28 protein-coding genes and 1 riboswitch are annotated in these 26,737 nt (G+C 58.4%); of the genes, 5 read left to right on the top strand and 23 right to left on the bottom strand.

Going from position 1 to position 26,737, the window contains the following annotated elements; genetic code table 11:
* Positions 1–91: 91 nt before the first annotated feature.
* Both BM485_03965 and BM485_03960 read left to right on the top strand, forming a co-directional pair.
* Positions 92–481, top strand: a complete 390-nt coding sequence (locus BM485_03965; protein OKY76401.1) for a hypothetical protein — start codon at positions 92–94, stop codon at positions 479–481.
* Positions 462–1,118, top strand: a complete 657-nt coding sequence (locus BM485_03960) for a protein-L-isoaspartate O-methyltransferase (protein ID OKY76400.1) — start codon at positions 462–464, stop codon at positions 1,116–1,118. Before BM485_03965 ends, BM485_03960 begins: the two co-directional genes overlap by 20 nt.
* Positions 1,119–1,130: 12 nt before the next feature.
* Here BM485_03960 and BM485_03955 read toward each other — a convergent pair whose 3' ends face one another.
* The 15 genes from BM485_03955 to BM485_03885 form a co-directional block, all read right to left on the bottom strand.
* Complete coding sequence (locus BM485_03955; protein ID OKY76399.1) at positions 1,131–1,826, bottom strand: cytochrome B; 696 nt, start codon at positions 1,824–1,826, stop codon at positions 1,131–1,133.
* 58 nt (positions 1,827–1,884) lie between these two features.
* Positions 1,885–3,189, bottom strand: a complete 1,305-nt coding sequence (locus tag BM485_03950; protein OKY76398.1) for a hypothetical protein — start codon at positions 3,187–3,189, stop codon at positions 1,885–1,887.
* A 12-nt stretch (positions 3,190–3,201) separates the two neighbouring features.
* Positions 3,202–3,957, bottom strand: coding sequence for a precorrin-3B C(17)-methyltransferase (locus tag BM485_03945; GenBank protein ID OKY76397.1), 756 nt, complete (start codon positions 3,955–3,957; stop codon positions 3,202–3,204).
* The gene (locus BM485_03940) at positions 3,948–4,943 is read right to left on the bottom strand and encodes a hypothetical protein (protein ID OKY76396.1); all 996 of its coding nucleotides are present in this window, start codon (positions 4,941–4,943) and stop codon (positions 3,948–3,950) included. Before BM485_03940 ends, BM485_03945 begins: the two co-directional genes overlap by 10 nt.
* Positions 4,930–5,700 (bottom strand): precorrin-4 C(11)-methyltransferase, encoded by a 771-nt coding sequence (locus tag BM485_03935; GenBank protein OKY76395.1) that lies wholly within the window; start codon positions 5,698–5,700, stop codon positions 4,930–4,932. Before BM485_03935 ends, BM485_03940 begins: the two co-directional genes overlap by 14 nt.
* A complete protein-coding gene (locus tag BM485_03930; protein ID OKY76394.1) occupies positions 5,690–6,421 on the bottom strand; it encodes a precorrin-2 C(20)-methyltransferase in 732 nt (243 codons plus the stop codon). The genes BM485_03935 and BM485_03930 overlap by 11 nt, the downstream gene beginning before the upstream one ends.
* Positions 6,418–7,638: a hypothetical protein gene (locus tag BM485_03925; GenBank protein OKY76393.1), complete on the bottom strand. Its 1,221-nt coding sequence runs from the start codon at positions 7,636–7,638 to the stop codon at positions 6,418–6,420. Before BM485_03925 ends, BM485_03930 begins: the two co-directional genes overlap by 4 nt.
* Positions 7,631–8,728: a cobalamin biosynthesis protein CbiD gene (locus tag BM485_03920; protein ID OKY76392.1), complete on the bottom strand. Its 1,098-nt coding sequence runs from the start codon at positions 8,726–8,728 to the stop codon at positions 7,631–7,633. Before BM485_03920 ends, BM485_03925 begins: the two co-directional genes overlap by 8 nt.
* 1 nt (position 8,729) lies before the next feature.
* Entirely contained in the window at positions 8,730–9,371 is a 642-nt protein-coding gene (locus BM485_03915; protein ID OKY76391.1) for a precorrin-8X methylmutase, read from the bottom strand.
* Positions 9,372–9,381: 10 nt separating this feature from the next.
* Positions 9,382–10,764 (bottom strand): cobyrinic acid a,c-diamide synthase, encoded by a 1,383-nt coding sequence (locus BM485_03910; protein OKY76390.1) that lies wholly within the window; start codon positions 10,762–10,764, stop codon positions 9,382–9,384.
* Entirely contained in the window at positions 10,754–11,686 is a 933-nt protein-coding gene (locus tag BM485_03905; GenBank protein OKY76620.1) for a peptide ABC transporter substrate-binding protein, read from the bottom strand. Before BM485_03905 ends, BM485_03910 begins: the two co-directional genes overlap by 11 nt.
* A 186-nt stretch (positions 11,687–11,872) precedes the next feature.
* Entirely contained in the window at positions 11,873–12,670 is a 798-nt protein-coding gene (locus tag BM485_03900; protein ID OKY76389.1) for an iron ABC transporter, read from the bottom strand.
* Positions 12,663–13,703 carry an iron ABC transporter permease gene (locus BM485_03895; protein ID OKY76388.1) on the bottom strand — a complete coding sequence of 347 codons (1,041 nt, stop codon included), beginning with the start codon at positions 13,701–13,703 and terminating at the stop codon, positions 12,663–12,665. The genes BM485_03900 and BM485_03895 overlap by 8 nt, the downstream gene beginning before the upstream one ends.
* Positions 13,704–13,787: 84 nt before the next feature.
* Positions 13,788–14,774, bottom strand: coding sequence for a hypothetical protein (locus tag BM485_03890; GenBank protein OKY76619.1), 987 nt, complete (start codon positions 14,772–14,774; stop codon positions 13,788–13,790).
* A gap of 38 nt (positions 14,775–14,812) precedes the next feature.
* Positions 14,813–15,778: a hypothetical protein gene (locus tag BM485_03885; GenBank protein OKY76618.1), complete on the bottom strand. Its 966-nt coding sequence runs from the start codon at positions 15,776–15,778 to the stop codon at positions 14,813–14,815.
* Between the two features lie 120 nt (positions 15,779–15,898).
* A riboswitch (cobalamin riboswitch) is annotated at positions 15,899–16,085 on the bottom strand.
* Between the two features lie 290 nt (positions 16,086–16,375).
* On the opposite strand from BM485_03885, the gene BM485_03880 reads away from it, so the two are divergent.
* Positions 16,376–17,824 (top strand): hypothetical protein, encoded by a 1,449-nt coding sequence (locus BM485_03880; GenBank protein ID OKY76617.1) that lies wholly within the window; start codon positions 16,376–16,378, stop codon positions 17,822–17,824.
* 83 nt (positions 17,825–17,907) lie between these two features.
* Here BM485_03880 and BM485_03875 read toward each other — a convergent pair whose 3' ends face one another.
* The gene (locus BM485_03875; GenBank protein ID OKY76387.1) at positions 17,908–19,134 is read right to left on the bottom strand and encodes a hypothetical protein; all 1,227 of its coding nucleotides are present in this window, start codon (positions 19,132–19,134) and stop codon (positions 17,908–17,910) included.
* A 274-nt stretch (positions 19,135–19,408) separates the two neighbouring features.
* A complete protein-coding gene (locus tag BM485_03870) occupies positions 19,409–20,632 on the bottom strand; it encodes a hypothetical protein (GenBank protein OKY76386.1) in 1,224 nt (407 codons plus the stop codon).
* Positions 20,633–20,898: 266 nt separating this feature from the next.
* Here BM485_03870 and BM485_03865 point away from each other — a divergent pair, with 266 nt between their 5' ends.
* A complete protein-coding gene (locus BM485_03865) occupies positions 20,899–21,255 on the top strand; it encodes a hypothetical protein (protein ID OKY76385.1) in 357 nt (118 codons plus the stop codon).
* Positions 21,256–21,265: 10 nt separating this feature from the next.
* The gene (locus BM485_03860; GenBank protein ID OKY76384.1) at positions 21,266–21,562 is read left to right on the top strand and encodes a hypothetical protein; all 297 of its coding nucleotides are present in this window, start codon (positions 21,266–21,268) and stop codon (positions 21,560–21,562) included.
* A 161-nt stretch (positions 21,563–21,723) separates the two neighbouring features.
* Here the strand turns inward: BM485_03860 and BM485_03855 are convergent, their stop codons facing one another.
* The 6 genes from BM485_03855 to BM485_03830 form a co-directional block, all read right to left on the bottom strand.
* The gene (locus BM485_03855) at positions 21,724–22,368 is read right to left on the bottom strand and encodes a restriction endonuclease (protein ID OKY76383.1); all 645 of its coding nucleotides are present in this window, start codon (positions 22,366–22,368) and stop codon (positions 21,724–21,726) included.
* Positions 22,365–23,579, bottom strand: coding sequence for a DNA (cytosine-5-)-methyltransferase (locus BM485_03850; protein ID OKY76382.1), 1,215 nt, complete (start codon positions 23,577–23,579; stop codon positions 22,365–22,367). The genes BM485_03855 and BM485_03850 overlap by 4 nt, the downstream gene beginning before the upstream one ends.
* The gene (locus BM485_03845) at positions 23,576–24,001 is read right to left on the bottom strand and encodes a very short patch repair endonuclease (GenBank protein OKY76381.1); all 426 of its coding nucleotides are present in this window, start codon (positions 23,999–24,001) and stop codon (positions 23,576–23,578) included. Before BM485_03845 ends, BM485_03850 begins: the two co-directional genes overlap by 4 nt.
* A gap of 507 nt (positions 24,002–24,508) precedes the next feature.
* A complete protein-coding gene (locus BM485_03840) occupies positions 24,509–25,027 on the bottom strand; it encodes a GNAT family N-acetyltransferase (GenBank protein OKY76380.1) in 519 nt (172 codons plus the stop codon).
* Positions 25,015–25,293: a hypothetical protein gene (locus BM485_03835; GenBank protein ID OKY76379.1), complete on the bottom strand. Its 279-nt coding sequence runs from the start codon at positions 25,291–25,293 to the stop codon at positions 25,015–25,017. Before BM485_03835 ends, BM485_03840 begins: the two co-directional genes overlap by 13 nt.
* Before the next feature lie 315 nt (positions 25,294–25,608).
* Positions 25,609–26,712 carry a cell filamentation protein Fic gene (locus BM485_03830; protein ID OKY76378.1) on the bottom strand — a complete coding sequence of 368 codons (1,104 nt, stop codon included), beginning with the start codon at positions 26,710–26,712 and terminating at the stop codon, positions 25,609–25,611.
* Between the last annotated feature and the right edge of the window lie 25 nt (positions 26,713–26,737).

The raw sequence follows: 26,737 nt of genomic DNA, 5'->3' as shown, positions 1-26,737 counted from the left end.
TCGATCCCAGGGTATATTTATAGATAATTTTAAAGATTGTCGGAAAATCGCAATCCCCCCTTAACCTCAAAAAGAAATTTCAAAAACAGAAATGATCCGGAAACTCTTCACCACAGCTGTCTGTCTTCTCTGCCTGCAGTTGCTTGCCGGCTGTTTTTTTCGTAGCCCGGTGCGTCATCTCGCCTCGGATGTCTGCCTGCTGACCCAGGGGACAACCCGCGAGGAGGTGCTGACCTACATGGGCCCTCCGGACGACCAGCAGGTCGATCAGTATGGTGAAATGTGGATTTACTATCAGGTCAACAAGACCCTGTTGCGGAAAACGCCATATATCGGCGAAAAACTGGGGAATGAAGATGTTGACGTGGTCACCATCCGCTTTGCCGGAGAAAAAGTGACCACCTGCGCTTACCGCTCCTTGACTCCGGAAGAGTTCAAAAAAAGCGGAATTTCCCGGAACGATGAGCTCCCCGCCGAATAATTACGCGCTCGCCAGGGCACGAATGGTGCGGGAACAACTGGTTCCCCGGGGTATCCACGATGAGCGCGTCCTTGACGCCATGGGCACGGTGCCGCGCAACCTCTTTGTCCAGGATGCCCTGCAGAGTCAGGCCTACGGCGACTTTCCCCTGCCCATCGGCGAAGGGCAGACGATCTCCCAACCCTATATCGTCGCGCTGATGACCCAGGCCCTGCGTCTCCGGGGCCATGAAAAAGTGCTGGAAATCGGCACCGGCTGCGGCTATCAGACCGCCGTTCTCGCCCGGCTGTGCGAACGGGTTTATACGGTTGAACGGATCAAATCCCTGCACATCATGGCCCGCCGCACTTTCGACCGGCTGGCACTGCTGAACATTGTCTGCAAAATCGATGACGGCACCCTGGGCTGGCCGGAACACGGCCCGTATGACGCCATCATGGTCACCGCCGCAGGACCGCACATCCCTCCGGCCCTGCTCGACCAACTGGCTGATCCGGGACGGCTGATCATCCCGGTGGGGGATCGGATGAGCCAGGAATTGATCGTGGTCGACAAAGTTGAGGGAAGCATCTCCCGGCAATGCATTGAAAGCGTGCGCTTTGTCAGCCTGATCGGCAGCCAGGGATGGAACGAATAATTACGCGGGCGATCAGAGAACAAACTTCAGTACGGCGAATCCGCCGACGAGCAGCAGGACAAAGGCAACGCAAAGCAGGTTGAAGTAACGGTCGATAAATGCCTTGGCCGGTGTGCCCCACTTCTTCAGCATCCAGGCCACCACGAAAAAACGGGTTGCCCTGGCGGCGATGGAGGTGAGGACAAAGATCGGGAAATTGATCTTGGCCACCCCGGCGGTTATGGTGATCAGTTTATAGGGCAGCGGCGTGAGGCCGAAGATATAGACGATCCAGGCATTCCAGCGGTCATACACCTGAAAGAGATGATCCCCGCCCAAGGACGGACCAAAGGCAGTGACAATATAGGCGGGCAGGGCGATGTCCGCCCGGCCGTTCACCGGCACAAGCCGGACGTGGGCGATATTTTCCACGATCCAGCGGCCCGCCGTCTCCCAGGCAAATACGCCGATACCGTAGCCGAAGATGCCGCCCAGCACCGAGGCCACGGTACACCAGAGGGCAAAACGCCACCAGCGGCTCAAGGCGCCCATCACCAGGGGAATAAGCAGAATATCCGGCGGGATGGGGAAAAAACTGCTTTCCACGAAGGAAATCGCCATCAGGGCGGGCAGCCCGTAAGGGGTGTCGGCCCAGTGCAGCACCCAGTCATACAGCCTGCGATGCAGGGGGCCATGCAGGGTGCCGTTTATTGCCGGTTCTTTTGTCATGGATGATTCCGTTTCCTGAATTTTGCCGAACGCCTGAAAAATCTTTCCGCCGTCCGCTTCATTTTTTTTTCACTTCCCCTGCCAGCCTGTTGACCCTTTCCATAGCCTCGGCCACGTCAAAAGTCAAGATTCTCCTTTCGTCCATGACCAGCCGACCGTTGATGACAACGCTTTGCACCGCATCGCCCCGGGCTGCGTACACCAGCGTATCAACCGAATACAACGGGGTGAGACTGGGCCGATGAATGTCCACCACGATGAGATCGGCATCCCTGCCGGGGGCAAGCCGGCCGGTGTCGGCCGCACCCAGCGCATGCGCGCCCTCGGTAGTGGCCATGGCCAGGATATCCCGGGCCGGGCAGAGGGTGGCGTCCCGGCCGCTCACCTTGTGCAGCTTGGCGCAGGCATCCATTTCGCCGAAAAGATCCAGATCATTGTTGCCGGCGCAGCCGTCCGTGCCCAGACCCACCCGCACCCCGGCCGCCCGCAGGGCAGGAAGGGGTGCAATGCCCGAGGCGAGCTTCATATTGCTTTCCGGGCAGGTCACCACCGAGGCGCCGCTCGCCGCAAGCAGGGTAATATCCTTCTCGTCGAGCCACACCGCATGGACGCAGACCGTTTTTTCATCGAGCAGATGGAGGGAATGCAGATAGGCCAGGGGGGAACCCAAAAACTTTGCCCGGATCATTTCTCTTTCCCCCCGCGTTTCGGCCAGGTGAATGAAAAAGGGGACGTCATGAGTCCGGGCCAGCTTCTTGGCCGCGATCAGCGTTTCATCCGAACAGGTATAGGGGGAATGGGCGAACACCGCGGGCGTCACCCGCTCGTGCCCTCGGCATGAGCGGATAAACGCATCGCAGGCCGCCACATTGTCCGTTGGATCGGCCACCCCCGGCGCGGGATAATCGATCACTCCCTGGGCCGCCACCGCCCGCATGCCTGCCTCGGCAAGGGCCTCGGCCGCCTTGTCCTCGTAAAAATAGGCATCGGCCACGCAGGTGGTGCCGGAGAGAATCATCTCGGCCGCGGCGAGCTTGGTGGCCCAATAGACCATCTCCGGGCTGACGAAACGGGATTCCGCCGGAAAGATATGCTGCGTGAGCCAGCTCATGAGGGGCAGGTCGTCGGCCAGGCCGCGAAACAGGGTCATGGCCGCGTGATTATGGCCGTTGACCAGGCCGGGCATGACGAGATTTCCCCGCACGTCCATGACCCGTCCTGTTGCGGACGAATTCCAGGCAGCCATGGGGCCGACGGCCCGGATCCGCTTGCCGCTGATTTCGACAAAACAGTCCGGAGTCAGGCCGCTGGGGGTCTCCGGGGTGAAAAGCAGGGCATTGATCAGGGTGATGTCGGCGGTCATGGCGGAATCGGCTTATAAATCGTACTTGTTGTGGTAGCCCCGCGGCGTGATCATCCATTCCTGCCAGGTGACGGTGGCGGAATTGCCGATGATGACGGTGGACTGCATGCCGATGTCCTGCTCCAGCATCTTCGAGAGCGTGGTGAGCACCACGGTTTCGTTGTCCCGGGTGGCGGCGGTGACGATACCCACCGGCGTGGCCGGGGCGCGGTGCGCGGCGATGATCTCGCGGGCCCGGACAATCTGCGCGGTCCGCCGTTTCGATTTCGGATTATAGATGACGATGACGAAATCAGCGGACGCCGCTGCCTCCAGCCGCTTTTCAATCAACGGCCAGGGGGTGAGCAGATCGGACAAACTGATCGCGGCAAAATCATGCATGAGAGGGGCACCCAGCCGCGCGGCGCAACTGTTTAAGGCGGCGATGCCCGGCACCACCTCAATATCGATGTCCATCTCCCTTTCCCGGGCGACCTCAAAGGCAAGCCCGGCCAGGGCGTAAATGCCGGGATCACCGCCACAGACCAGGGCCACCGCTTCCCCGGCCGCTGCCCGCTCCAGGGCCTGGCGGGTGCGATCCACCTCCTTCATCATCTCCGAGGAAACCACCTCCTTGTCCGCCAGCAGTTCCGGGATGAGATCAAGATAGGTGCGGTATCCGACAACAAGCGACGAACAGGCAATGGCCGCGCGGGCGGCCGGGGTTATGTGGGCAACCCCGCCGGGGCCGGTGCCGACAACATATAATTTTCCTTTTTTCACAAATATTTCTCCACTATTGCGATGGTGACATCACGATATTTTATCTTGGGGACGATCAGCCGACCCCGCCTTGCGGCAAGCAGGGCGGCCGGTTCGGCCACGCCATGGGCGCCGGTGGCCTGAAAAACCGCGGCGGAACGGGTAATACCCTCCACCCTGTTCAACGCCTCACTGGGGAAAAACAAAATGGCAAGTCCGCGCAGGCGGGCATAGGCCAGCAGCCCCTCCTCGTCGGCCTTCAGATCAATGCTGGCCAGGCTGTGCAGAGAAAGCAGCGACAGATGGCTGCTTTCCAGGGTCGAGACAACCGCCGCTTCAATCAGTTCACGCGCGGTTCCCCGGTTGCAGCCGATGCCGATGACCAGGTTTTTCGGCCGCAAAAACAGCGCATCAGGCTGATTCCAGTTCGTGCGGCTGGAAACGATGCAGTCCGCCTCGGCCATATTCGCCACCGGCTCAAGATCAGGCGGCAGTTCCGGCAAAACGGTGTCGGAAAAAACGCGCAGTCTGCCCCGGTTGACCAGGATACCGCTCAAGCGCGTGACATCGGCATCCCTTTCCGCCGCAAGCCCCTTGTCCCGCATCCAGAGATCCAGGGCGGTAAGCCCCAGGGTGTCCGAGGCGGTGGTGATCACCGGTTGCCCGCCGGTGACCTCGGCCACCCGGCGCGCCAGTTCATTGCCGCCGCCCAGATGGCCGGACAGGAGGCTGACGGCAAAGCGGCCCAGCTCATCGCAGACCACCACGCAGGGATCGCGGCGCTTGTCGGTCATGAGCGGGGCAATGGTGCGGACCACGATGCCCGCGGCCATGACAAAGATGAAGCCGTCATATTCAGGCCACGCCTTTTGTACGACCTGGGCCACGCCTCCCCGGCAGTCGAGCAGCTCCGCCCCCGCCAGTTTGCCGGCAAGAACCCGGGCAAGGAGACCGCCTCCCGCCGTAACGGCGCAGACGGCAACCCGCTTGGTCGCGGACTCAGCCTGCTCCATCACGGCACCCGTGGGTAAAAGCAGGGTCATAGAGCCTTGACACCGCCCGCAGGCCATTTTGGTCAAAGACCTCGCCGACGCAGATGATGGCGGTTTTGCGGATCGCGGCTGCGCGCACCTTGTCGCCGATGTCGACCAGGGTGGCGCGGATAATCCGCTGCTCCGGCCAACTCGCCTTTTCCACCACCGCCGCCGGGGTCGAGGGCGGGTATCCGCCGTTCACAAGTTCCTCCACCACCTCGTCGATCATGGCCACGCTGAGAAAAATCAGCATGGTGGCCCGGTGGGCGGCGAGACTTGCCAGCTCCTGGCCGGCCGGCACCGGGGTGCGGCCCGCCCGGCGGGTGATGATAACGGTCTGGGAGACCTCGGGCAGGGTCAACTCCGCCTGCAGGGCGGCAGCGGCGGCAAAGGCCGAACTGACCCCCGGCACGACGGCGTAGGGAATGGCCAGCCGGTCCAGCTCCGCCATCTGCTCGCGGATCGCGCCGTAAATGGACGGGTCGCCGGTATGCAGGCGCACCACCTTGGCGCCTTTTTCCCAGGCTGACGCCATGGTGTCGATGATGGCCGCCAGATCAAGGGAGGCGGAATTAACCGTCTCGGCCCGCAGGTTCTCGACCAGGGCCTGCGGCACCAGGCTGCCCGCATAGACGACCAGATCGGCCTCGACAAGCAGCCTGCGACCCTTGACCGTTATCAGGTCAGGATCGCCGGGACCGGCGCCGACGAAATGGATCATGTTTTCAACGCCCATTTTTTCTCACAATAATGGTGGAAAAATAATGCTGCTTCTCCTTCATCGCCCCATACAGATCGCGGCTGATCCGCTGCCCCTGCTGGCTTGACCGTTCAACCAGCACGGCCCGGTCAAGGAGTTTCATCTCGTCAAGCAGGGGCACGATGCGATCCATCACCCGATGCACCTTCATCAGCACCACTGAATCGAATTTTTCCAGGGTTTCCCGCAGCTCGCCGTTTTCAAAGGTGGCGGGCAGCACCACCAGCCGGTCGTCGCCCAGACAAAGCGGCTGCCCGGCGGCCGCGGCCGAGGCGCCGATGGAGGACACCCCGGGGATGATCTCAACGGCAAGCCGGGGCTCCGCCGCCAGCAGGGTCTCGCAGATGTAAAACCCGGTGCTGTAGATGGCCGGGTCGCCCAGGGTGGGGAAAACCACGTCCCGGCCGGCGCGCAGCCGCGCAAGAATCAGGGCGCAGGCCTCGTCCCAGGCCTTTTGCACCTCCTGGTCCGGTGTTTTGCCGCGATGAATCTTCTTCATCGGGAAATAATGGGTGATCACTTCCTTGCCGGTGCGCGCCACCACCGCGCCGGCGATATTCAAGGCCACGCTTTCCCCATCCGGGCTGCCCGCCGGGGCAAACCACACCCCGCATCGTTCCAGCAGCCGCATGGCTTTGAGCGTCATCAGCTCCGGATCCCCCGGCCCGACGCCTACCACATACAATGTTCCGTTCATTTTATTCCCGTTGCAATGGATATTGGATTAAAAATCCTGCTCGACTCCGCCGTGTCCGGCAAGTCGCTTCTTTCACACGTGATCCTGCTGATGCTGACACGCAGGCCGCACTCCGCCATGAGTTGCGGGGCAAGACTGACGGTTTGCGGGGTGACGCCGTTTACCACAAGCCTGCCGCCCGCGGCAAGGCGCGCCGCCGCTTCGCGGATAATCAAGGCAAGCTGCCCACCGCTGCCGCCGACAAAGACCCGGTCAGGGTCGGGCAGGGCAAACAGCGCCGTCGGGGCCTCTCCCTCCACCGGCACGACATTGCAACAGCCGTAACAACGGATATTTTCCCGGATATTGGCAAGCTCGCCTTCATTTTTTTCCACCGCGTAAACGGTGAGCCCCGGACAGATTCGCGCCGCCTCGATGGATACCGAACCGCTGCCCGCGCCGATGTCCCATAACACCCCCTGTTCCGGCAGGGCAAGCCGGTGCAGGGTCACGGCCCGCACCTCGTCCTTGGTGATCAGTCCGCGGCTGTGGCTGATTGCCGCCTCGGTCAGGCCGAATCGCGGCTGGGACTGCGACACCCGCGGCCGTTGCAGAAGCAGCACGTTAAACTCGCGATAGCGGCGGGAAGCGGTTTCCATCAGATTCCCCGTCGTGATCCTCTCATCCGCCATGCCCAGATTTTCCGCCACCCAGACCCGGCAACCCGCCAGGGTTCCCGCATCCTCAATCACCCCGAGATAGTCGAGGAGCTGGTCGGCAATGACATCCGGGCTGTTTTTTTTGTCGGTAAAGACAAAGGTCTTTTCCCGGCGCAGCAAGAGACCGGGCAGATGATGCGCCGTGCGGCCATGCAGGCTGACGACAAAGGCATCATCCCAGGGAATCCTGAAACGGGCGCAGGCCTCCTGCATGGAGGAAAGGGCGGGCAGCACCGTGAGCTTTTCCCGCCCGAATTCATCCAGCAGTCGGCGGCCGATCCCGAAAAAAAGCGGGTCACCGCCGGCCAGCACCGCCACCTTGCCTCCTGCCGCCAGTTGCCGTTTGATGACGGCCAGCACCTCCGGCAACGGGGTGATGGCAATTTTTTCCGCCGGCCATTGCCCGACACACTCCAGATGCCGTTCCGAACCGACGATCAAGGCACAGCCCGGCAAACAGGAGCGCTGCTCGGCGGTCAGCCCGTGACTCCCCACCCCCAGCAAAAAAATTTCAGACATGTTCCACCACCCTCGCCCGGCTGTCCACCAGATACACACTGACCGCGCGGCCCGTCACCTTTTCGCCGTAGCGACGCGCCGCCACGCACACCGCCCGGATCAGGTCGCCCCGTCCCTCCCCGGCCAGCACCTCATACATCTCCCGCGCCGTGTTGGCCCCGCGCAATCGCGCCACCAGCCCCGGCTCGGCCCCAAGACGGCCCAGCAGCGCGGCGCCGTCAGCCACCTCCAGCGCCCCGTGCCGCACATGGGTCTGGGGAATTTCAAGGGCGGCCTTCATGATCTTGGCCCACATGCCGGCAAGATGGATGCGGGCAAAACCCCGGCCGCTCGCCTCACGCAGGGAAAATTCCAGATAATCCCCCATCATGGCACAGGCCTCTTCCGGCAGGCCGAGCAGTTCCTGCGCCCCCTTTTCCGAGGTACGGCCGGTGGAAAGCACCACGTCTGTCAATCCGGCTTCCCGGGCCACATCAAGAGAGGCCTTGATGGTGGCGGTCCAGGCATCGGCCGATACCGGCCGGACAATACCGGTGGTGCCGAGGATGGACAGGCCGTCGACAATGCCCAGACGCCGGTTGAGGGTCTTGACCGCAAGCTCGCGGCCCCTGGGCACGCTGATGATGACCTGCACCTTTTGCGCCGTCGCCTGCCCCAGTCCCTCCAGCACCGCCGCACCGATCATCTGCCTGGGCACCGGATTGATGGCGGGCTCGCCGACCCGCACGGCAAGCCCCGGCTTGGTGGCCCGGCCCACCCCTTCCCCGCCGCAGAGCAGCATGGCGCCCTGCTCCAGGATGACACAGTTGTCGGCACCCTGCGTCTCGGCAAAAAAGCGAACCATGGCAACGATCTCGGCGCCGTTTGTCACATCCGGATCATCACCGGCATCCTTGACCACCGAAGCGGCACAAAAACCGTCCTGGTCCTCCTCGCAGCGATGCACCACAAACCCATGCCTGCTGCCGTCGGGAAAAGGGATATCAACGGACCGTGGCGCGGTTTTTTCCACCAGCAGCAGGCACGCCGCCTTGGCCGCCGCCGCCGCGCAGGCCCCGGTGGTATAGCCGCTGCGCAATCGCCGCGCCATGCTAATCCTCCCGGGCAAGGCGGATCAGGGCGTTGACAATGGCCGCCGCCACCGGGCTGCCGCCTTTGCGCCCCAGACTGGTGATAAAGGGGTAATCCTTTTCAGCCAGCAGTTGCTTGGATTCGACGGCATTGACAAAGCCCACCGGTACGCCGATGACCAGCGCCGGTCGGGCGTTTTCCGCCATCTGCCCCATGAGTTCCATGACCTTGACCAGGGCGGTTGGCGCATTACCCACCGCCACGATGCCGATATTGCCGTCAAGAAGCCCCATCTCCATGGCCACTCCGGAGCGGGTTGCCCCTATTGCCTTGGACCGGGCGGCAACTTCCGCTTCCCCCACCCGGCAAATCACCTGTCCCCCCCATTGTGCCGCCAAGCCCCGGCTCACCCCGGCCGCCGCCATGGTGACATCGGTGAGAATATTACGGCCTTCCCGGATGGCGGCAATTCCCGCGCTGATTGCCCGGGGATGAAAACGCATATTGTCGGCAAAGGAAAAATCGCCGGTGGCATGGATCACCCGCCGCACCACCGTGAAGGTAGCCGGATCAAAGCTGGTGGGGCCAAGCTCCTCGGCAATGATGCGAAAGCTTTCCGCCTCGATTTCCTCCGGCGCAATGTCCCGGATCAGCGTTTTCATGTTATTTCCCTCATAATGACTCCTGTCCCCTGACTTCCGACTTCTTTGCTCCCCCTGCGCAGGCGGCGACAAAGGACGCAGCCGCCTGCGGACAAAAGCCAAAGTGCAGGTGCATGTAGCCGCCCAGCACATTTTTATAGCCGTATCCCTCGCCGGCACAGTTCTCCACCGCATAACAACGGAAAATTTCTCCGGGCATTTCCTCGATCTCGGAATAATGAAACTCATGGCCGCGCAGAATGGTGCCGGCCGGTCCCAGCAGGGTGTCCCGCACCAGCCTGATCTCGCGATAGCCCAGGGCGGCGCGTTGGCCGCGCATGCGGGACGCAACCGGAAAAACGCCGACCATTTCCTTTTTCTCGCCGCTGTCCGTGGTAATGCTCCGGCACAGGTACATGAAGCCGCCGCATTCGGCGTAGATGGGGCGTCCCGCCTCGGCCCAGCTCCGTATCGCCCGCCGCATGGGGCCGTTGGCGGCAAGCTCGGCGGCAAAGAGCTCCGGGTAGCCGCCGCCCAGATAAATGCCGCCGATGTCTTCCGGCAGTTCGCTGTCCGCCATGGGGCTGAAAAAAACCAGTTCCGCCCCGGCCGCCCGCAACAGATCGAGGTTGTCCTCATAGTAAAAACAAAAGGCCCGGTCCCGCGCCACCGCAATCCGCGCCCGGCTCGCGGCAAGTGGTTTTTCGCCCCCCGGTGCCGGGTCGCACCCCGCCCCTTCACCGGCAAGAAAAAGCAGCCGGTCAAGATCAATGTGCCCGGTCACGGTGCGGGCAAGCGCGGCCAGCGCCATCGGCGCAAGGGCCTCGTTCCCCATGTGCAGCCCCAGATGACGGGAGGGCATGGCAAAGTCAAGGGAGCGGGGCAGAAAACCGATCACCTCGGCCCGGCAATGCTGCGCGATGGCCCCACGCACCAGGGCAAGATGGCGCTCGCTGCCGATTCTGTTTAAAATCACCGCGCGGGGGGCCGCTGCCGGATCAAGCGTCTCAAAGCCCTTGACCATTGCGGCCGCGCTCTCGGCAGCGGAACGGACATCCAGCACCAGCACGACCGGCACCCCAAGGGTTCGCGCCAGGGCGGCGGAAGAGGAAAGGCCCCCGTCAAACATGCCCATCACCCCTTCAATAACGCCGATGTCCGCTCCCTCCATGCGGCGCCGGAAGGTCTGCCGGGTGAAGGATTCGCCCGCCATCCACAGGTCAAGATTTCTGGAAATCCGCCCGCCGGCCAATTGGTGCAGGGTCGGATCGATAAAATCCGGCCCGCACTTGAAGGGTTGCACCGCAAGTCCCTTGCGCGCCAGGGCCGCCATCAACCCCAGGGCAACCGTGGTCTTGCCGCAGCCGCTGTGGGTGCCTGCCACCAGAAAAGCCGGGCTGCCTTCAGCGCTCACGGTCCTCTCCCCGCAGCCCAAGGCCGGGATAGAGAATGGCGTTGATCTGCCGCACCCCGTCAAGGATGCGCATGGTGGGGCGGGAAACAAGCCGCTCATCCACGACATACACCTTGCCCTGCCGCACTGCCTTCAATGCCTGAAAACCTGGCTCCTGCATGATCGTTTCCCGGCTGACCGGGTTCATCCGCCCCTGCTGGGCGAGAAAGACCTCGATCGTCTCCGCCTTTGCCAGAATACGCTCCTTGCCGTAATCGGCAATATTGGTTTCCCGCACCTGGAATGCATCCGCAGCAACGTTCACCCCGCCCGCCTGCTCCAGGGCATAAATAGCAATGCTCTGCGGGGCAAAGGTTTTCATTTTTTTATGAATCGCCTCAAAATAAACCCGCACCCGCGCCTCCCGGGGGATGGCTTCAACCCTGGCTTTAATCGTTGCCATGCCCTGCTGAAAATCGGCCACCATTTTTTCCGCGGCCCCGTTTCTGCCGGTGAGTCCCCCCAGGGCGCGCCAGTAGTCGGCGATCTCCCCCACCGTGTTGGGTTGCAGGGAAACCACGGTAATACCGCTCTGCCGCAGTTTGTCAATGAGCTGCGGATAGGAGCGCTCGATCATGGGGCGAACCAGCACCAGATCGGGCCGGGCGGCAATAAACTTCTCCGGATCCTCCTTGTAGCTGAACCGTTTTTTCCCCAGCACCCGAGACGGATAATCATCGCTGTCGCCAATGCCGATCAGTTCACGGTCAAGGCCGAGGGCGGCGAGATTTTCCGTGTGCGCCGCATACAGGGAGATAATACGCTCAAAGGGGCGCGTTACCTCGACCTTTTGCCCGGCGCTGTCCACCACGGTCGCGGCCTTGGCGGCAACGGACAGCAGCAGCGACACAAAAAAAACAGTAACTATCCAGCAGCACCGCATCTGCTTTGTCATCGGCTTGGCCGCATACCCCATGTATAGCGGCCAGGCCTCTTTCGCGCATCTGCGGCACTGCTGAATAGTTACAGCACCGGGGCGAATCGGACGTTTTTCATCCCAAGCTGGATAGTTACAAAAAACAAGCCCCAAAAGCTTATGGCAGATAAAACCCTTCATTCCCCTCACTCCTCACCCCTCACTCCAATAGCGGTACGACACCTGCCGGACGTTATTAAAGGGATCAAGCCGCACCTCGCTTTCCACCCCGAAGACCTCTTTGATGATGCCGGGTTCCATGATCCGCTCCGTTGCGCCGCTGTGCACCATCCGACCATCCTTCATGAACAGGATCTCATCACAGTATGCCGCCGCCAGATTGAGATTATGGATGACGGCAATGACGGTACGCTGCTCCCGTCGCACCAGCAGGCGAGCCACATTAAAAATCTGCAGGGTATGCTGCACGTCAAGACTGGAGGTGGCTTCGTCCAGCAGCAGCACCGGCGTATCCTGGGCCAGGGCGCGGGCCAGCACCACCCGCTGTTTCTCCCCGCCGGAAAGCTCGTTGACCTGCCGATACCGGCAATGATCGATGCCGATGGTTTGCATCGCCTCGTCCACCAGCCGCCAGTCCTGTGCCGTCGGACCGGCAAAGCGCCGGATATGGGGATGACGGCCCATCATCACCACCTCTTCCACGGTAAAGGCAAAATCAACGGCAAAATCCTGCGGCACCAGGGCAATCTGCCGGGCCAGCTCCCGGCGCCGATATGCAGCCACCGGCTGTCCCAGGTAGGAGACCTGCCCGGCAGAGGGGCGTTTGCAACCGGCCAGCAGGTCGAGCAGGGTGGTCTTGCCGCTGCCGTTTGGCCCCACCACCCCGTAAAACAGGCCCGGCCGGAGGGAAAAATCAAGCCCCGCCAGCACCAGGGCGCTGTCATAGGCAAAGCCTGCTCCGGCAAGGGCAAATATCTCGGCCTCATTCATATCTGGCCCTCCGCTGTCTGCTGCGGAAAATAAGGCAGAAAAAGGGGCCGCCGATCAGCGCGGTCAACACGCCGATGGGCACCTCGGCCGGCAGAACCGCCCGGGTGACGGTATCAGCCAGCAGCAGCAGGATGGCGCCGGCCAGGGCCGAGACCGGCAGCAGCTTGCGGTTGTCCGGGCCGACGAAATAGCGCATCAGGTGCGGCACGATCAGGCCGATAAAGCCGATGATACCGGAAACCGAGACGCAGACCGCGGTGACCAGCGAGGCGGACAGCAGCAACACCCTGCGCACCCGCCCGTTTTCCACGCCGAGCGACCCGGACGCCCTGGCGCCGAGACTCATGATGTTGAGATCCCGGGCATAAAACAGGGCAACAACAAGGCCCAGACAGACAGCCGCTCCCACACTCACCACATCAGTCCAGGTGCGGGAGGCGAAGCTGCCCATCAGCCAGAAAATGATAACCCCCACCTGTTCATCGGCCAGGTATTTGAGAAAACTGATGCCCGCGGCAAGAATCGCCCCGACGATGACGCCGGAAAGAATCAGGGTGTTCGCCGACATCTGCCCGTGAAAGGTGGAAAGCGACAAAACAATGGCCAGTGTCGCCATGGCGCCGACAAAGGCGAAAAGCGGCACCGAAAATTGTCCGAGCAGGGCCAGGTTGGCAACCAGGGCCACGGCCGCGCCGAATGCCGCGCCGGACGATATGCCCAGGGTATAGGGATCGGCCAGGGGATTCAGCAGAATACCCTGATAGATCACGCCGCTCATGGACAGTCCCGCCCCCACCAGGGTGGCGGTGAGAATGCGGGGCAGCCGCACATCCATGACGACAAAGGGCGCCACCTGATCGATGCCGGCCGCCAGGGCGGCGTCACCCGTTATCCCGGCCAGCACGATGCGGACGATATCCCTCCAGCCCACCTCGACATAGCCGAGGCCGGTGGAAAAAAGGATGCAGCAGACAGTGGCCGCGGCCAGAGTCGGGAGCAGCAGCCAGAATTTTTTGTTGTCCGTTTTTTTCATCGCCGGCAACCCTTTCACCCCCGAGACCACAGAGCGCACCGAAAAAAAATTGCGCGCTTCGGCCCATCAATCGCCTCTCCTCTTTCAGAAAGGCACCCCGGCATCCGTTGCCGCATCCTTGATATGCTGGGCAAAAAGCAGGGCAAAATCACTCTTTTCGCCAAGCCCCTCCAGGACCACCGCCACGTCAATGCCGTGTGCCGCCAGCACGCTTTTCAGCGAATCAGGTTCGGGTCCGGCCATGTCGTTCTTGGCATGGTCGCCGGCCACGGTCATGAACGGCTTGACCAGCACCTTTTTCGTTCCATCGCGTTTGAGTTTTTCCAGCAGCACATCAGCGCCGGGAAACCCCTCCACCATGGTGACATAGGTCATGACCTCCGGGTAGCGGGTGCGCATGACATGCTCAAATTCCATGTAGGCGCCGGTGGAATAATGTTCGTTGCCGTGGGCGAAATAAACCACCGCCCGGCCCTCCTTTGCGGCCCGCTCGACATCCGGGGCAAGAATCGCCGCCACCTGCTCGATGTCATGCCGGTACTCATGCTCGATGCCTGCGGTACCGAGAGCGGGACGCCCCAGGATGATTTGCTGAAACGGCATGTTACGGGCTTTGATCGTCCGGATGGAGTTCAGCCCGGCAACATAGGCAGCCAGGTCGCTGAATTCCTCACTGCTTGAGATATGGGTGGGCTGCACAATGATGACGCCATACCCTTCGTCCTGCAGATCGGCGATGGCGGCCAGCGGCCCCTTGACATGCAGGATTTCGGCCGGCACATCGGGGTGGCTCGTCGCGTACCCCGGATCAGCCCGTCGCTCCTGCCATATCTTCCGGATGATATTCGAGGTAAAGGCAAGGCGCACCGGCACATCCTGCGGCAGGGACTGTTCGATCCGCCGGCGGATATTGAGAATACCGGGCAGGGCGTCCTCATGGCTGGTGCCGAACACCGCCAGCACCACCGCCTTTTTTTCAGACGGCGCGGCATGAACGGAACCAGCACCGAGCAGGACGGCAAGGCAACAGACAAACAGCAGGGCAATTTCTCTTTTCGCTCGAAATCGCATGGTTTTCACCTCTTTCCATTTCATATTTTTGTAACTCTTCAGTTGCCGGCGGCAAAATAGTAGCCGAGTCCGACAATGACGATACAGATGATTCGTGCCGCCTGGCTCACCCCCACCAGCTCCAGGGCCAGCCGGGGCGAAAAAATCCCCACGTAATAGGGGAACTGGTGCCGCGCCGCCCGGATGGGCGCGGCAAGAATATTGCCGACCAGCAGCGCCGTCACCACCTCCCGGGAGGTAAGGCTGTTATCGGCCAGCAGGGCCCCGGCGGCGGCAAGGCCTGCGGAAAATTCGGCGGTCACGTGCAGAACGACGATGCTGACGCTTTTCGGGTTGAGCCAACTCAGAAACCAGGCCTTTTCGGCAACCAGTTCCTCCAGCCGGGCAAAAAATCCCAAGCGGCCGAGAAGAAAAAAAAGCACGTAAACCGGCACCATGAACAGCAGAATACGTTTTATTCGTTTGCGAAACCGGGTGATGCTCTTTTCCAGCGCACCGCGGAAGGTTGTCCCGGCAAAACGAAAAGGCGGCATCTCTTCCTGCGGAGGCCGCGATTGCAGCAGCACCCTGCCCCCTATCACCACCAGCAGCGTCAGCAGCAGGGAGGCGGCAAAGGTGATGGCCACGTAAAGAACGGCCGCGCCCTTGATCAAGGGCACGGTCAGAAAAAAAACCGTGGGCAGATGAAGAAAAAAGCGGGGCAGACTGTTGAGCAGATTGGAAAGCACCAGCTCCGTTTTCGTCATCTGCCCCTTGTCAAAGGCCTCGGCCAGCATGGTATTGGCCGACACACCGGAAAAAAAACCAACGGCAAAACTTGCGCCGGTGATAGCGGAAAATCGGCCGAAGCGGATGAGGGGGCGGGCAAGCGCGGCCAGATGCTCCGCCCAGTTCAGCGCCTCGATAAAATTTGCAATCACCAGCCCGACGGAGACCTGGAAGATAATCCGCAGCAAGGGCCAGATCAGGTCGGACCATAAGCCGGCCGGCAAATGTGCTTCCATGGGCGCGTCCATCGCAACAGACATTCATTAAAAAAAAATCCCCCGGCTCGAGTTAAAACTCGATCCGGGGGATTTCCCATAAGTATCCTCTAGACCATAATGCTGAAACTTCCGTCCACGAAGAGTCAGCGTTTTCCAGGTAGGTCTTCTGACTCTCGGATCATCCTTCTCTCGCGCCTTCCCATCCTGATTTCCGGACAGTGGCTTTCACCTGAGAGTCGTCACCGATCACAGCGGCGGGCCCGTCCCTGATTTTCACAGGGTTCCCTTTTATGCTCCGTGGAGCACCTGAAAAAAAAGACATTACCCTACTTTTTCCGAAAATTCAAGGCTCCATGTTGAAAGTTGCCGTCCGGCTCCGAGCCGCCTGCGGGCCGGAAACCGTGCGTTCACAAACGGAAAGTCATGGCAGGATTTTTGCTGTTTCTTTTGCCGTGCCATGTTGTATACATGATGTATTGAGGGGCAGATGCGGTGTGATCAATCCCGATTGCACAGGAGTACCGCATTGAAAGACACCAACAAAAAAAGCAGAGGTGAAACGGCATGAAAAAAACAGGAGCAAAATGTTTGGTAATGGCGACAGTCGGCGGCGTGATGTTCGCGGCCGGGGGAACCGGCGGCGCCGCGACTCAGCCCCTTGCCGCCGAGATGTACCGGCCGGGCGAGGTTGTCATGGCCGGCAGCGTCGACCAGGTACCGGCCGGTTATCGGGTGAAAAAAGTGCTGCCGAACGCGGGACTTGTTGTCCTGACAGTGGAAAAGGGCAAGGAACAACAGCATCTGGGCAAACTTGCCGCCAAAGGGAAAAAATGCGGCCTGAACCTGAAATATCATGCCTTTTTCCAGCCAAACGATCCATATTATTCCTTCCAGTGGAATCTGCCCATGGTGCAAAGTGAACAGGCCTGGGACATCACTGCCGGTTCAGGCGTCATTGTGGCGGTGCTTGACACCGGGTTGAAAACAGGCGGCGCGCCGGACGGCATCGGCTGCGTTTCGCAGGGATGGGATGTGGTCAACAACGACAGCGATCCGGTTGACGGCGACGGACACGGCACCCATGTTTCCGGCACCGTGGCGCAGAACACCGACAACGGCACCGGCGTCGCGGGCCTGGCCCATGATGCCTGCGTCATGCCGGTCAAGGTGCTTGACGACAGCGGCTCCGGCACCTCGGCCGATCTGGCCGATGGCGTCGCCTATGCCGTGGCCAACGGCGCTTCGGTGATCAACATGAGCCTGGGCTGGAAAGCGCAGCTCAATGTCACCTCGGACCCGATTCTCGACCCCCGGCTTGCCGCGGCCCACGCAGCCGGGGTGACCATTGTCTGCGCCTCGGGCAACGACTCCTATCGCAAGAATGTCAGCTATCCCGCCATTTCACCATACACCATCGCGGTGGGCGCGGTTGACATCAACGGCACCGTCGCCTCCTATTCCAACGGCGGCACCGGTCTTGACCTGGTGGCCCCGGGCGGCGGCGGATCGGTCAGCGGAGACGCAATCCTGCAGGAAACATTCGACGACAGCGGCTGGCATTATTTCTACTACACGGGCACCTCCATGGCCACCCCCCATGTGACGGCAGCCGCGGCCCTGCTCTACGCCCGCAATCCCGCCATCACCCCGGAGGAAGTACGCGCGGCTCTCACCTCAACCGCGCTTGACGGCGGCATCGGCGGATGGGACAGCGATTACGGCTACGGCCTGCTGCAAACCTATGCGGCGCTTAATCCTTATGATAATTGCCTTGACCGGGACGGAGACGGCTGGACCACCTGCGAGAGCGACTGCAATGATGCCGACCCTGCCGTCAATCCGGGCGCCGCGGAGATCTGCGATGACACCATTGACAACAACTGCGACGGGGTGATCAACGAAGGGTGCGAGGTGTGTTTTGATAACGACGGAGACGGCTGGACCACCTGTGACAACGACTGCGACGACGCGAACCGCTTCATCAATCCGGGACGCACCGACACATCCGGGCGCTGGGGCAGGGACGGGGTCGACAATGACTGCGACGGTGTTATCGACCGGTAACAGCTCTTCGGTCTTCAGGGGTGGAGCCGCATGCGCCACCCCTGACCCGCACTTTTCGACATGGGGCGGCCGGCTGCAGCCGGTTACTCATCCTTGGTGGTGTGACAGACAAAGCAGCCCGAATTACTTGCACCGCCGGCCGCGACCATTTCACTGTAATCCCAGCGCAGCAAATCATCGTAATCCGTTGCATGCACGCCGTGACAGGAAAGGCACATCACCACATCCGTTCCGGAAGCAGGGTCCACCGAGGCACTGACGGCATCCGGCACCACTCCGGCCCGGGCAATCGGGGCCTCGATGCTGTAACTGTTGTCGCCGTTATAGTCGGCGTATTCACCGCTGTTCGGCAAGGCAAGGTCGGTGGGGTGACGGATAAACGGTTTGGTGCCGGTGCCGATGCCGCTGGAACTTGTCGTGGTCAGGGTGTGAAAGTTGCCGTGGCAGGTGGCACAGAACTCGCTGATGGTATGATTCGGCGGCCCGACTCCGCCGACGATGTGGCAGCTTATGCCGTCGGCGCACCCGAGCTTTTTCGGCATTGCCTGGCCGTAATATTCATTATGGTTGGATGCCGAGACATTCTGCCATTTGCCGGTGGGATTCTGATTTTCCAGACCCCGAACACTGAAGAGAAAACGGTAACTGTTGGCCGGGGTATCGGCAACATCGCATTTGCCGTCGACATTGGCGTGGTGCGCGCCACCCAGGGCGGTGATGCCGCTGGGGGAAGCGCCGTTATACCGGTATCCGTGGCAGCCGTTGGTGCCGGCACAGGTCAGATTGGTGTCGTTGACGGTGCCGCCGTCATTGTGAAAAAACTGAACGATGCCGCCCGGTGGTCCATACAGCTGCCCGTCGTCTTCGCCGGCGAAATCGATGACGTTATGCCCTTTGGCATCCGAGGCGCCGCTGCCTTTCATGCCCAGCATGTAGGCAAAATTACCGCCGGCCAGGTCGCCGGTGTTGTCGGTATGCATCACCTGGGGAATCATCGTGGTGCCGATGGACTTAATCTTGCTGTTTTCACCCATGGCGTGACAGCCGGTACAGCTGGCCCGGGTCAGGTAGGGGTTGGGACTGGCGCCGGACTCGCCGCCCAGGGTGGCCATCGCCTCGCCGTCCTGGCTGTTGTGCATGGTATGACAGTTGGAGCAGGGCCCGGTAATCAAGGCATTGAGTGTTCCGGCGCCGCCGAACAGGCAACAGTGAAATACGCTGAAAACAAGAAGGGTTTTTGCGGGAGAAAGACGGTTGCGCAAGGACAGGCTTTTTTGATGCACGACAAATGACGTTTCGTTCAGATTCATCCCACCCCCCTTACAGGTGCGACAATTTGCCGCAGCAACGTTTCCTTGAAAAATCCGCACCGGAGCAAAGACAAAGAAATTTTATGGCAATCGCCAAACTGCCCGGAATGCCGTGCCGGCGGGCTGCGGTAACGATTTTGAAATGCCGCCCCATCCTGAAACAGGGTCAACAAACGCAACGGATTGGGCTATTTCACCCAGCACTTCACTCCTACATAACAATGCGCCAAACACTTGTCAACGATTTTCAAGGATCACGATTTTTCACCAACCACTATCGGCGAACCAGCTCCACCCGCCGATTCCGAGCCCGGCCCAGCTCCGTGGCATTGTCGGCCACGGGGTGCGATTCACCCAATCCCGCTGTCGCAAGCCGGGCGGCGTCGACACCGCCCGTCACCAGCCAGGCTTTCACCGCATCCGCCCGTTGCTGGGAAAGGGTCAGGTTGCGCTCATCGGAACCAACGGCGTCGGTGTGCCCCTCGATGGTCAACTGCCAGTCCGGTTCACTGCGCAGCAGGGCAAGCACCTCGTCCAGCACGGGTTTTGATTCGGGGCGGATGGCGGCGGAGTTGAAATCAAAGAGAATGCCGTAGAGCCTGGCTCGTTTGGCGGAATCGAGGTGTTTTTTCAGCTCTCCGCCCACCGAGCCGGTCCAGTGCGGGCAACCGCCCACCGCCGCGCCGATTTTTTTGCCGTCCCATTCCCCGTCCGGTTCGCCCGAACCCGCGCCCTGCCGCCACCAGAAGCCCCGGAATGATTTCCCGTCAGGGGCAAAAACCATCACCGCCGGGCCGAGGTTGTCCTCTCCCGCCTCCTGCCAGGTGATCTTCATGACCCGGCCCTCGACGGCGCCGCTCAGCAGTCCTTCATTGTACTCGTAGCAGCCGACCAAAGCGGTTCCCTGCTGCCGGACATGAAAAAGGGAGTAGCTTGTTTCATAGGTGCCGGAGATATTGCCCGGCGTTGTCATGGCAGGTTTTTCAGCAAATCCCCTGAAGGAAAAAAGTTCGGTCCATTCGGGGCTGCCCTGGTTGTTTTTGATGGTGAGCCGCACCCAGCGCGCCGCTTTCTTGACGGACGCGGGAAAGCTCTGGTTATCCGTTCTGTCGGCCAGCCCGGCCGCAAGCACGGGCGTAAAGCCGTCGCTTGCCGAAACGGCGGAGACCTCCACCAGGATATCCCTGGCTCCTGCCCCTTCCGCATCCACCGCGGTGTTATCGAACTCAAAACGCTCAAGGACGGCCGGTTCCACCAGCTCAAAGACAAAGACGTTGTCGGCAATGTTGCCGGTCTCGCAGGCCCAGCCAGACCGGGGGCTGTCATCGAGCAGATTCTGGGCGTTCCAGCCGCCGTAGGTGGGAGGAACCGCTACCGGCAGCGCCCCTTCCTGCAGGGACAGCATGTTGATCGGCTCACCGTGGGCAGCGGCGGAAAAAGAAAAAAACGTGCAAACAAACAGAATAACGGAATAACGGAATTTTTGTCGGCATCTCATAATGGAACCCTCCTTTTGCACCAGCGTATCATTTTTCCGGCAACTTTGTACAGGGAGGAAAAAACTTAAGCGGAACCAAATGCCGGCCGCGAGTTGGGCGGGAGGCGGATTTACCGCTCAACTCCGCAGGTAAGAGCCAAGAGCAGACTTGCCCCCATCCGACCCCTCATTCTTGAAATGAAGTTTTTTATCTTGTCAGAAGCCGATTTTTCTTTGATGTAGTTTCCTGGCTTGCCTGAATATCGTATATAAGTTATATTTTATACATGGAATGGACCATTATTTTCACTGATGCGTATGAAGCCTGGTTTGATCACCTTCTTGAAAAGGAGAAAATAGCCATCGCTACGGATCTTCAAGTATTGGCCCAAATGGGTCCATCACTTGGCCGTCCCTATGTTGATCAGGTGAAAGGGTCACGGTTTTCCAATATGAAGGAATTGCGAACCAAAGTCTCCGGCCATGTCTACAGGAGCCTTTTTGTCTTCGACATCCATCGCCAGGCCGTGATCCTCAATGGTGGCGACAAAAAAGGGAAGGATCAAGCAAGATTTTACAAACGGTTAGTCGCTGAAGCTGATGAGCTTTTTGCGGAGTATCTTCAGAGTATTGAGAAAAAATAAGGAGGTCGTCATGAAAACGCTCGACCAAATCATGCAGGAAAAATTTTCTCCAGAACAAAGGGATAAAGTACGCCGGAAGGCACAGGAAAAAGTTGCCGCGCTCCGCCTGCAGCAGGTACGTAAAGCCCATAATATCACCCAGAAAGAGCTTGCCGCTTCAATGGGACTGTCACAATCAGCTCTTTCTGAGCTTGAACGGCGCCCTAATATAACGTTGAGCGTGCTGCAGCGCTATGTTGAGGCCCTTGGTGGTCATCTCGAAGTGCGGGCCGTTTTTCAAGATGGAGTGGAAGAGCTTGTCGCCTGAAGTTGTTTCATAAGAACGATGACGAACAGTAGGCACCTTTTCCAGAGGTGAGTTTGACTTTTTGAGATGTTCGATGTGGCAATGTAAAATAAATCTGTCCCCTTTTTCTCGCTTTTTCTCGTCGGCTAATTTTCTCAACCAGAGTGAATAAGACAAGGGGATCAAACCGTTATCATGGAAATGTCATCCGGGGGAGGGTTGTTTCGGAGATAATCCCGTGCTTCCCGGATGATCTGTTCCGCGGATTCTTCACGAGGTTGACACTTCTCCGCCCATGAACGTCCAGGATGGACAACATCCCAGCGTGGACGTAGACCGTCATAGCGTCTTTTACCAGGATCATGGTTGCCGAATCCGTCTATGAGCTTGTTCCATAGTGGATCAAACTTTGCGATAAGCAGTGATTCACCGAGTGGAATCCAGATGTCGTCCACGATTAAATAGCGGCAATGGAAATCAACTATATTTAGGTTGGATGCTTGCTCGATGCTCTTTGCGTGTTGATTGAGTCTGAAATAGAGGTCCTTTCCGGGGGGTGCTTCCAGATCCCCCCCCTTTCTAGCCCCCTTTGGTACGGCTTTGCCAACATAAATAGGAGCGTTAAACCGTTTCTTCACGTTGCGTTTGACTATTGCCTCGTAGCCCTGAAAGTCACCCGTATAATAAATAGCATAAATTCCCGCGCCATCGAAGACTTCCAAGTTGCCCAAGGGAGTGGCGGGTTGTCGCAGCATGGCCTGGCCAACGCTTTCCCCCAAATGCCGTTTATCCAGAGGGTTAAAAGGAATGATATTGCCATGCCTCATGCAACGTTCCTTCCCCTAGCGGAGCATATTTTACGTATTTCCGCTTCCGCTAGACGCTCAGCCACGGATGCGGCGACGCGACGAGCCATGGCAACGGGAACGGCGTTACCTAGTTGCCGCATGGCCTCTGTCCATGATCCATGAAACACATAACCATCGGGGAAGGTTTGGAGGCGAGCGGATTCCCTTACGCTGAAATAGCGAACGTTCCCATCATCCAACACCAACATGTTTTCCCCGCCGGGCACGCCGTGGTCTCCCGCCTTGAGCGTTTTCGCGGGCAAATCAAGCGGACTTCCCGTGTGACCCTTATATATTCTGGCGCCATCCTGAAAGTTGTGATTGTAGAATGCCGCAGCCGCCCCATTGCGAGGGTCTGGAACATCCATCAAGGCATCCCGGACAGTTCTCCAAGCGCTCCCATCCACGGGAAAAAGCGACCCGCTTAGTTTTTTGATCCGGTCTTTAATTTTTTCAGGAACCACGGGGCGCTTCGCACGCGGAATTTGGTGATTTTCCCAATACCGCCCCGTAACCCATTGCGAATGCAAAAGCGCATCGCATGAATGAGTTGGGCGAGGGAAAGACCATTCAATGCCAAGATCGGAACGAAAGCCTACAATAAATACCCGTTCACGCTTTTGGGGAATGCCATAATCCGCGGCGTTGGCAAGCGTGGGGGCAACATTATAGGTAAGTCCGCTCACATGAAGGGCACCGGAGGTCTTTTCCTCTTGAAGCCTGCGCAAGTGATCCATCCAAGTTTCATGTTGACGTCTCGTAACTTCTGGAAATTCCAACTGAAGCAGGATGTACTGGTAATAGTTCGCGAAGCTGGACCGGGTAAGTCCTTTTACATTTTCAATTATGAAGGACTTTGGCTTTAGCTTGCGGACAAGTTCCACAGTGGGGGGGAACATATCCCTCCTGTCTCCATATGCCTTGTGCTTGCCCCCCATCGAGAATGGTTGGCATGGTGGCCCTCCCGCAATCAGGTCAATCCCCTCGGGAATTGAAGACCAGTCAAAATCCCTCACATCACCTTCCCAAAGTGGCCAATCCTGGATTAATGGATATCCCCGCCTTTGGTTTTCCCTGACGGTGTCACAGGCCCATTTGTCCCACTCCACCACGGCCAGCGACTCGAAGCCCGCCAATGAAACCCCCATGGCAAGCCCTCCCGCGCCCGCGAAAAGTTCCACTGATTTCATTTTTCACCTTCCTTTTCGCACAGAAAATTTCTGACGACTGCCGATACACGCTCTGTATAAACCATTTCACATTCCCACACAACCAGAACGCGCCACCCCAAATCTCGAAGCTGTCGCTGATGGAGTAAGTCCCGTTCCTTGTTTGCTTCCAGCTTTGGCTTCCAAAAATCCAGTTTGGATTTTGGAAGCCTTGCGAGTTTGCATCCCTCGTGGCGGTGCCAAAAACATCCATGCATGAAGATGACGGCTCGCCGGGATGGGAAAACTAAATCTGGCTTGCCCGGTAACTCCTTGACATGTAAGCGGTAGCGAAAACCCATTCCATAAATCAGACGGCGTAGTTTCATTTCCGGCGTCGAGCCCTTGTCTCGAATCAGGGACATTCGTTCGCTTCGTTCTATTCGAGAAAGCGTATCCGTCAATTTTTTACTCTCTGAATCCGGCCATTGGAGTCATAGTGCCGCAACTTTATCCAGAACCGTGGCACGGCGTTTCATAAGGCAACAAGTTATTAGCTGGACGGAATTCGTCCTCTCAATAGCCATATTTGTGGTGTTAGCGATAAAAGCAAAATGCATACCGGTATTTGAAGTCGGCAAAACTGAAAAAAGTGGTCAAGCCCGCTTTTGGCTTTTACCCGCACATAAAAGTCAATACTTCCAAACCAAACAATGCCATTATTCTATTAGGTGCAATACTTTGCAAGGAAAATATGACGCGTATTTTTTGAATCACTAAAGAATATAATTGAGATGTGAAATGGCGTGGCCCGACCCCATTCCCTCCCCATTCCCTCCCCATTCCCTCCCCCTAAACAAGTTGAAACAAGTTGACCTTATTCCAGACCAGGGCAGGGGAAAACTCCTCGCCCGCGTTATGTTGTTGATTGAAAAGAAATTGGCAGGAAAACAACTCGAACTGAGAAAATTTTATCTAAGGATGTTTCCTGCTTTTTCAAGACAATGCTGTACATCCTGCAAATTCAGCATCAGCGTCATTGGATCTATGGGGGATTGCAAGAAGCCATGTCGAAGGTAAAATGCTTTGGCATTTTCTGATAACGCATGGACCAGCAGAGCCCGAATACCCGCTTGCGTAGAAACATTATAGGTTCGTAACAATGCATCTCGCAACAAACTGCTGCCAAGGCCGGATCCCTGCCATTTACGATCAACAGCCAGACGGCCAAGCACCATTACTGGAATAGGCTCAGGCATTTTACGTTTGATTTTTCCCGGGGCCTGCTGGCGCAAAACACTTCCGGTAGCCAAAGCGTAGTAGCCGACAACCTCTTTCCCAAGGCAAACAACAAAAGTCCGGGAAGCACCTGACGCCTCATTCTTCAAGGCCTGTCTTCGGAGCCATTGATCAAGAGAGGAAACTCCGCAATCAAAATTGTCAGTAATATGCACCATATTGATTGGTGCCGGCGGTGTCAGCTTTCCCATGGAGGTTTTTGGGCCAACAGCTTGTGAAGGGCGGGATTGTCGCCAACAGGAGCTTTCAGTGTCGATTCAAAAGCTTCATACTCTTCATCTTTGAGATGGAATAATCTGCGATCCAACAAAACATTTTCCGCCTCTTGGCAAGCAGCTTCAAGCATGAAGTCCGAGCGGGTTTTATTTCGCACTGCCGCAGCCTTGTCAATCAGATCCCTCTGTGCACGCAAGGCACGAATATTAATCGAGGCCTCTCGAGTTTCCGTGTGTTGCATAATATCACCTCACTTGTGTATGCAATTACTATACATCTGTGTATATTCATTGTCAACACATGACAGTTTGGTGACAGCGAGGGATAATGGAATCCATCCCGCCAACTATGGACACTGTCCGGTTCCTGCATTTTAAAAGAAGCCGGGATTTCGGCAAGAAAAGATATCCCCTGGCGCTCTCAAGCCGGGACGAAGGCTTGATACTTGAGACTTCCTGACCATGTGGGTGCCCGAACCGCAGGAATCTCTATTAACCAGTAAGCTAAATTACGGACATTATGAGTGCTCTAAATCATGGTGTCCCGATTACTTTTATTACTTTCTTGTCACCCCATCACCAGATTGCTCCAGTTCTTCTGCCGTGATCAGGCGGTAACTTGTACTTCGTCCCCCGCCCGGATTTTGAATCAGAATGCTGCGGGCGACGAGTTCCCGCATATCCCTAAGTGCGGTGTCGGAGGAGCATTTGGCACACTCGGCATATTTCGATGTGGTCATGTGTCCCCTAAAATTGTCGAGCATGCGATTAATAATAAGGCGCTGTCGTTCATTCACCGGATCAGGATTAATCCGGTTCCACAGTTCCGCCTTAAAGAGAACCGAGGACAGTGTATCTGCAGCATTAACAACAGCGCGCAAAAAGCAATTTAAAAACCAGGACAACCAAGATGTAATATTGACACTGTTTTTTTGCTGTCTCTCAAGCTGTGTGTAATATGCTTTGCGTTCCAGCTCAATTTGTCCGGACATGGAATAGAAGCGGCTGGACGTCCCATCTGCCCTTGCCAGAGCCATATCCGCAATTGCACGCGCAATCCGCCCATTGCCGTCTTCAAATGGGTGAATAGTGACAAACCATAAATGGGCAATACCCGCTTTAAGCACAGGGTCAAGCTTCAGGTCAGTTTCAAACCATGAGAGAAGCTTCGTCATTTCCGCATTAATCCTGGATGCTTCCGGCGCCTCATAATGCACCGTTTCATGCCCTATTGGACCAGACACAACCTGCATCGGGCCTGCTTCTGCTGGTCGCCAAGCACCTACGGTAATGCGGTGCATACCGCTTCGACCTGTCGGAAACAAAGCTGCATGCCAGTCGAACAAGCGTTCCGCAGTCAAAGCCTGATCGAAGTTTTGTGTCGCATCCAGCATCATCTCAACAATGCCTTCAACATCGCGACCAACAGGCTTGTCGTTTTGTAGAGGAATACCTAATCTTCGAGCAATAGAAGATCGGACTTCATCAGTATCAAGTCTTTCGCCCTCTATGGCCGACGAGTTCACAACATCAGTTGTGAGGATATTCAGGCTGGCCTCCTGCCGGATCTGGAAGCCTAACGCCTCCATCTTACCCAGTAAGCGCCCCTGCCGGTGACGAGCCTCGGCGAGTAATGACGCAATGGCTATGGAAAACCGCATATCATGCGGTGAATAGCAGCCTTAA

Source organism: Desulfobulbaceae bacterium DB1 (genome assembly GCA_001914235.1).
In the GTDB taxonomy this organism is placed as follows: Bacteria; Desulfobacterota; Desulfobulbia; order Desulfobulbales; family SURF-16; genus DB1.
This window is presented reverse-complemented; position numbering and strand designations above follow the sequence as displayed.

Coding starts and splice junctions, on each gene's coding strand:
- BM485_03850 (OKY76382.1), bottom strand. CDS start 23,579: ATGAAATCAGTGGAACTTTTCGCGGGCGCGGGAGGGCTTGCCATGGGG.
- BM485_03955 (OKY76399.1), bottom strand. CDS start 1,826: ATGACAAAAGAACCGGCAATAAACGGCACCCTGCATGGCCCCCTGCAT.
- BM485_03920 (OKY76392.1), bottom strand. CDS start 8,728: ATGGCGCGGCGATTGCGCAGCGGCTATACCACCGGGGCCTGCGCGGCG.
- BM485_03930 (OKY76394.1), bottom strand. CDS start 6,421: ATGAACGGAACATTGTATGTGGTAGGCGTCGGGCCGGGGGATCCGGAG.
- BM485_03870 (OKY76386.1), bottom strand. CDS start 20,632: ATGAGATGCCGACAAAAATTCCGTTATTCCGTTATTCTGTTTGTTTGC.
- BM485_03900 (OKY76389.1), bottom strand. CDS start 12,670: ATGAATGAGGCCGAGATATTTGCCCTTGCCGGAGCAGGCTTTGCCTAT.
- BM485_03940 (OKY76396.1), bottom strand. CDS start 4,943: ATGGAGCAGGCTGAGTCCGCGACCAAGCGGGTTGCCGTCTGCGCCGTT.
- BM485_03860 (OKY76384.1), top strand. CDS start 21,266: ATGAAAACGCTCGACCAAATCATGCAGGAAAAATTTTCTCCAGAACAA.
- BM485_03895 (OKY76388.1), bottom strand. CDS start 13,703: ATGAAAAAAACGGACAACAAAAAATTCTGGCTGCTGCTCCCGACTCTG.
- BM485_03925 (OKY76393.1), bottom strand. CDS start 7,638: ATGTCTGAAATTTTTTTGCTGGGGGTGGGGAGTCACGGGCTGACCGCC.
- BM485_03865 (OKY76385.1), top strand. CDS start 20,899: ATGGAATGGACCATTATTTTCACTGATGCGTATGAAGCCTGGTTTGAT.
- BM485_03855 (OKY76383.1), bottom strand. CDS start 22,368: ATGAGGCATGGCAATATCATTCCTTTTAACCCTCTGGATAAACGGCAT.
- BM485_03830 (OKY76378.1), bottom strand. CDS start 26,712: ATGCGGTTTTCCATAGCCATTGCGTCATTACTCGCCGAGGCTCGTCAC.
- BM485_03875 (OKY76387.1), bottom strand. CDS start 19,134: ATGAATCTGAACGAAACGTCATTTGTCGTGCATCAAAAAAGCCTGTCC.
- BM485_03915 (OKY76391.1), bottom strand. CDS start 9,371: ATGAAAACGCTGATCCGGGACATTGCGCCGGAGGAAATCGAGGCGGAA.
- BM485_03950 (OKY76398.1), bottom strand. CDS start 3,189: ATGACCGCCGACATCACCCTGATCAATGCCCTGCTTTTCACCCCGGAG.
- BM485_03960 (OKY76400.1), top strand. CDS start 462: ATGAGCTCCCCGCCGAATAATTACGCGCTCGCCAGGGCACGAATGGTG.
- BM485_03835 (OKY76379.1), bottom strand. CDS start 25,293: ATGCAACACACGGAAACTCGAGAGGCCTCGATTAATATTCGTGCCTTG.
- BM485_03905 (OKY76620.1), bottom strand. CDS start 11,686: ATGCGGTGCTGCTGGATAGTTACTGTTTTTTTTGTGTCGCTGCTGCTG.
- BM485_03840 (OKY76380.1), bottom strand. CDS start 25,027: ATGGGAAAGCTGACACCGCCGGCACCAATCAATATGGTGCATATTACT.
- BM485_03880 (OKY76617.1), top strand. CDS start 16,376: ATGTTCGCGGCCGGGGGAACCGGCGGCGCCGCGACTCAGCCCCTTGCC.
- BM485_03935 (OKY76395.1), bottom strand. CDS start 5,700: ATGGGCGTTGAAAACATGATCCATTTCGTCGGCGCCGGTCCCGGCGAT.
- BM485_03885 (OKY76618.1), bottom strand. CDS start 15,778: ATGGAAGCACATTTGCCGGCCGGCTTATGGTCCGACCTGATCTGGCCC.
- BM485_03965 (OKY76401.1), top strand. CDS start 92: ATGATCCGGAAACTCTTCACCACAGCTGTCTGTCTTCTCTGCCTGCAG.
- BM485_03890 (OKY76619.1), bottom strand. CDS start 14,774: ATGCGATTTCGAGCGAAAAGAGAAATTGCCCTGCTGTTTGTCTGTTGC.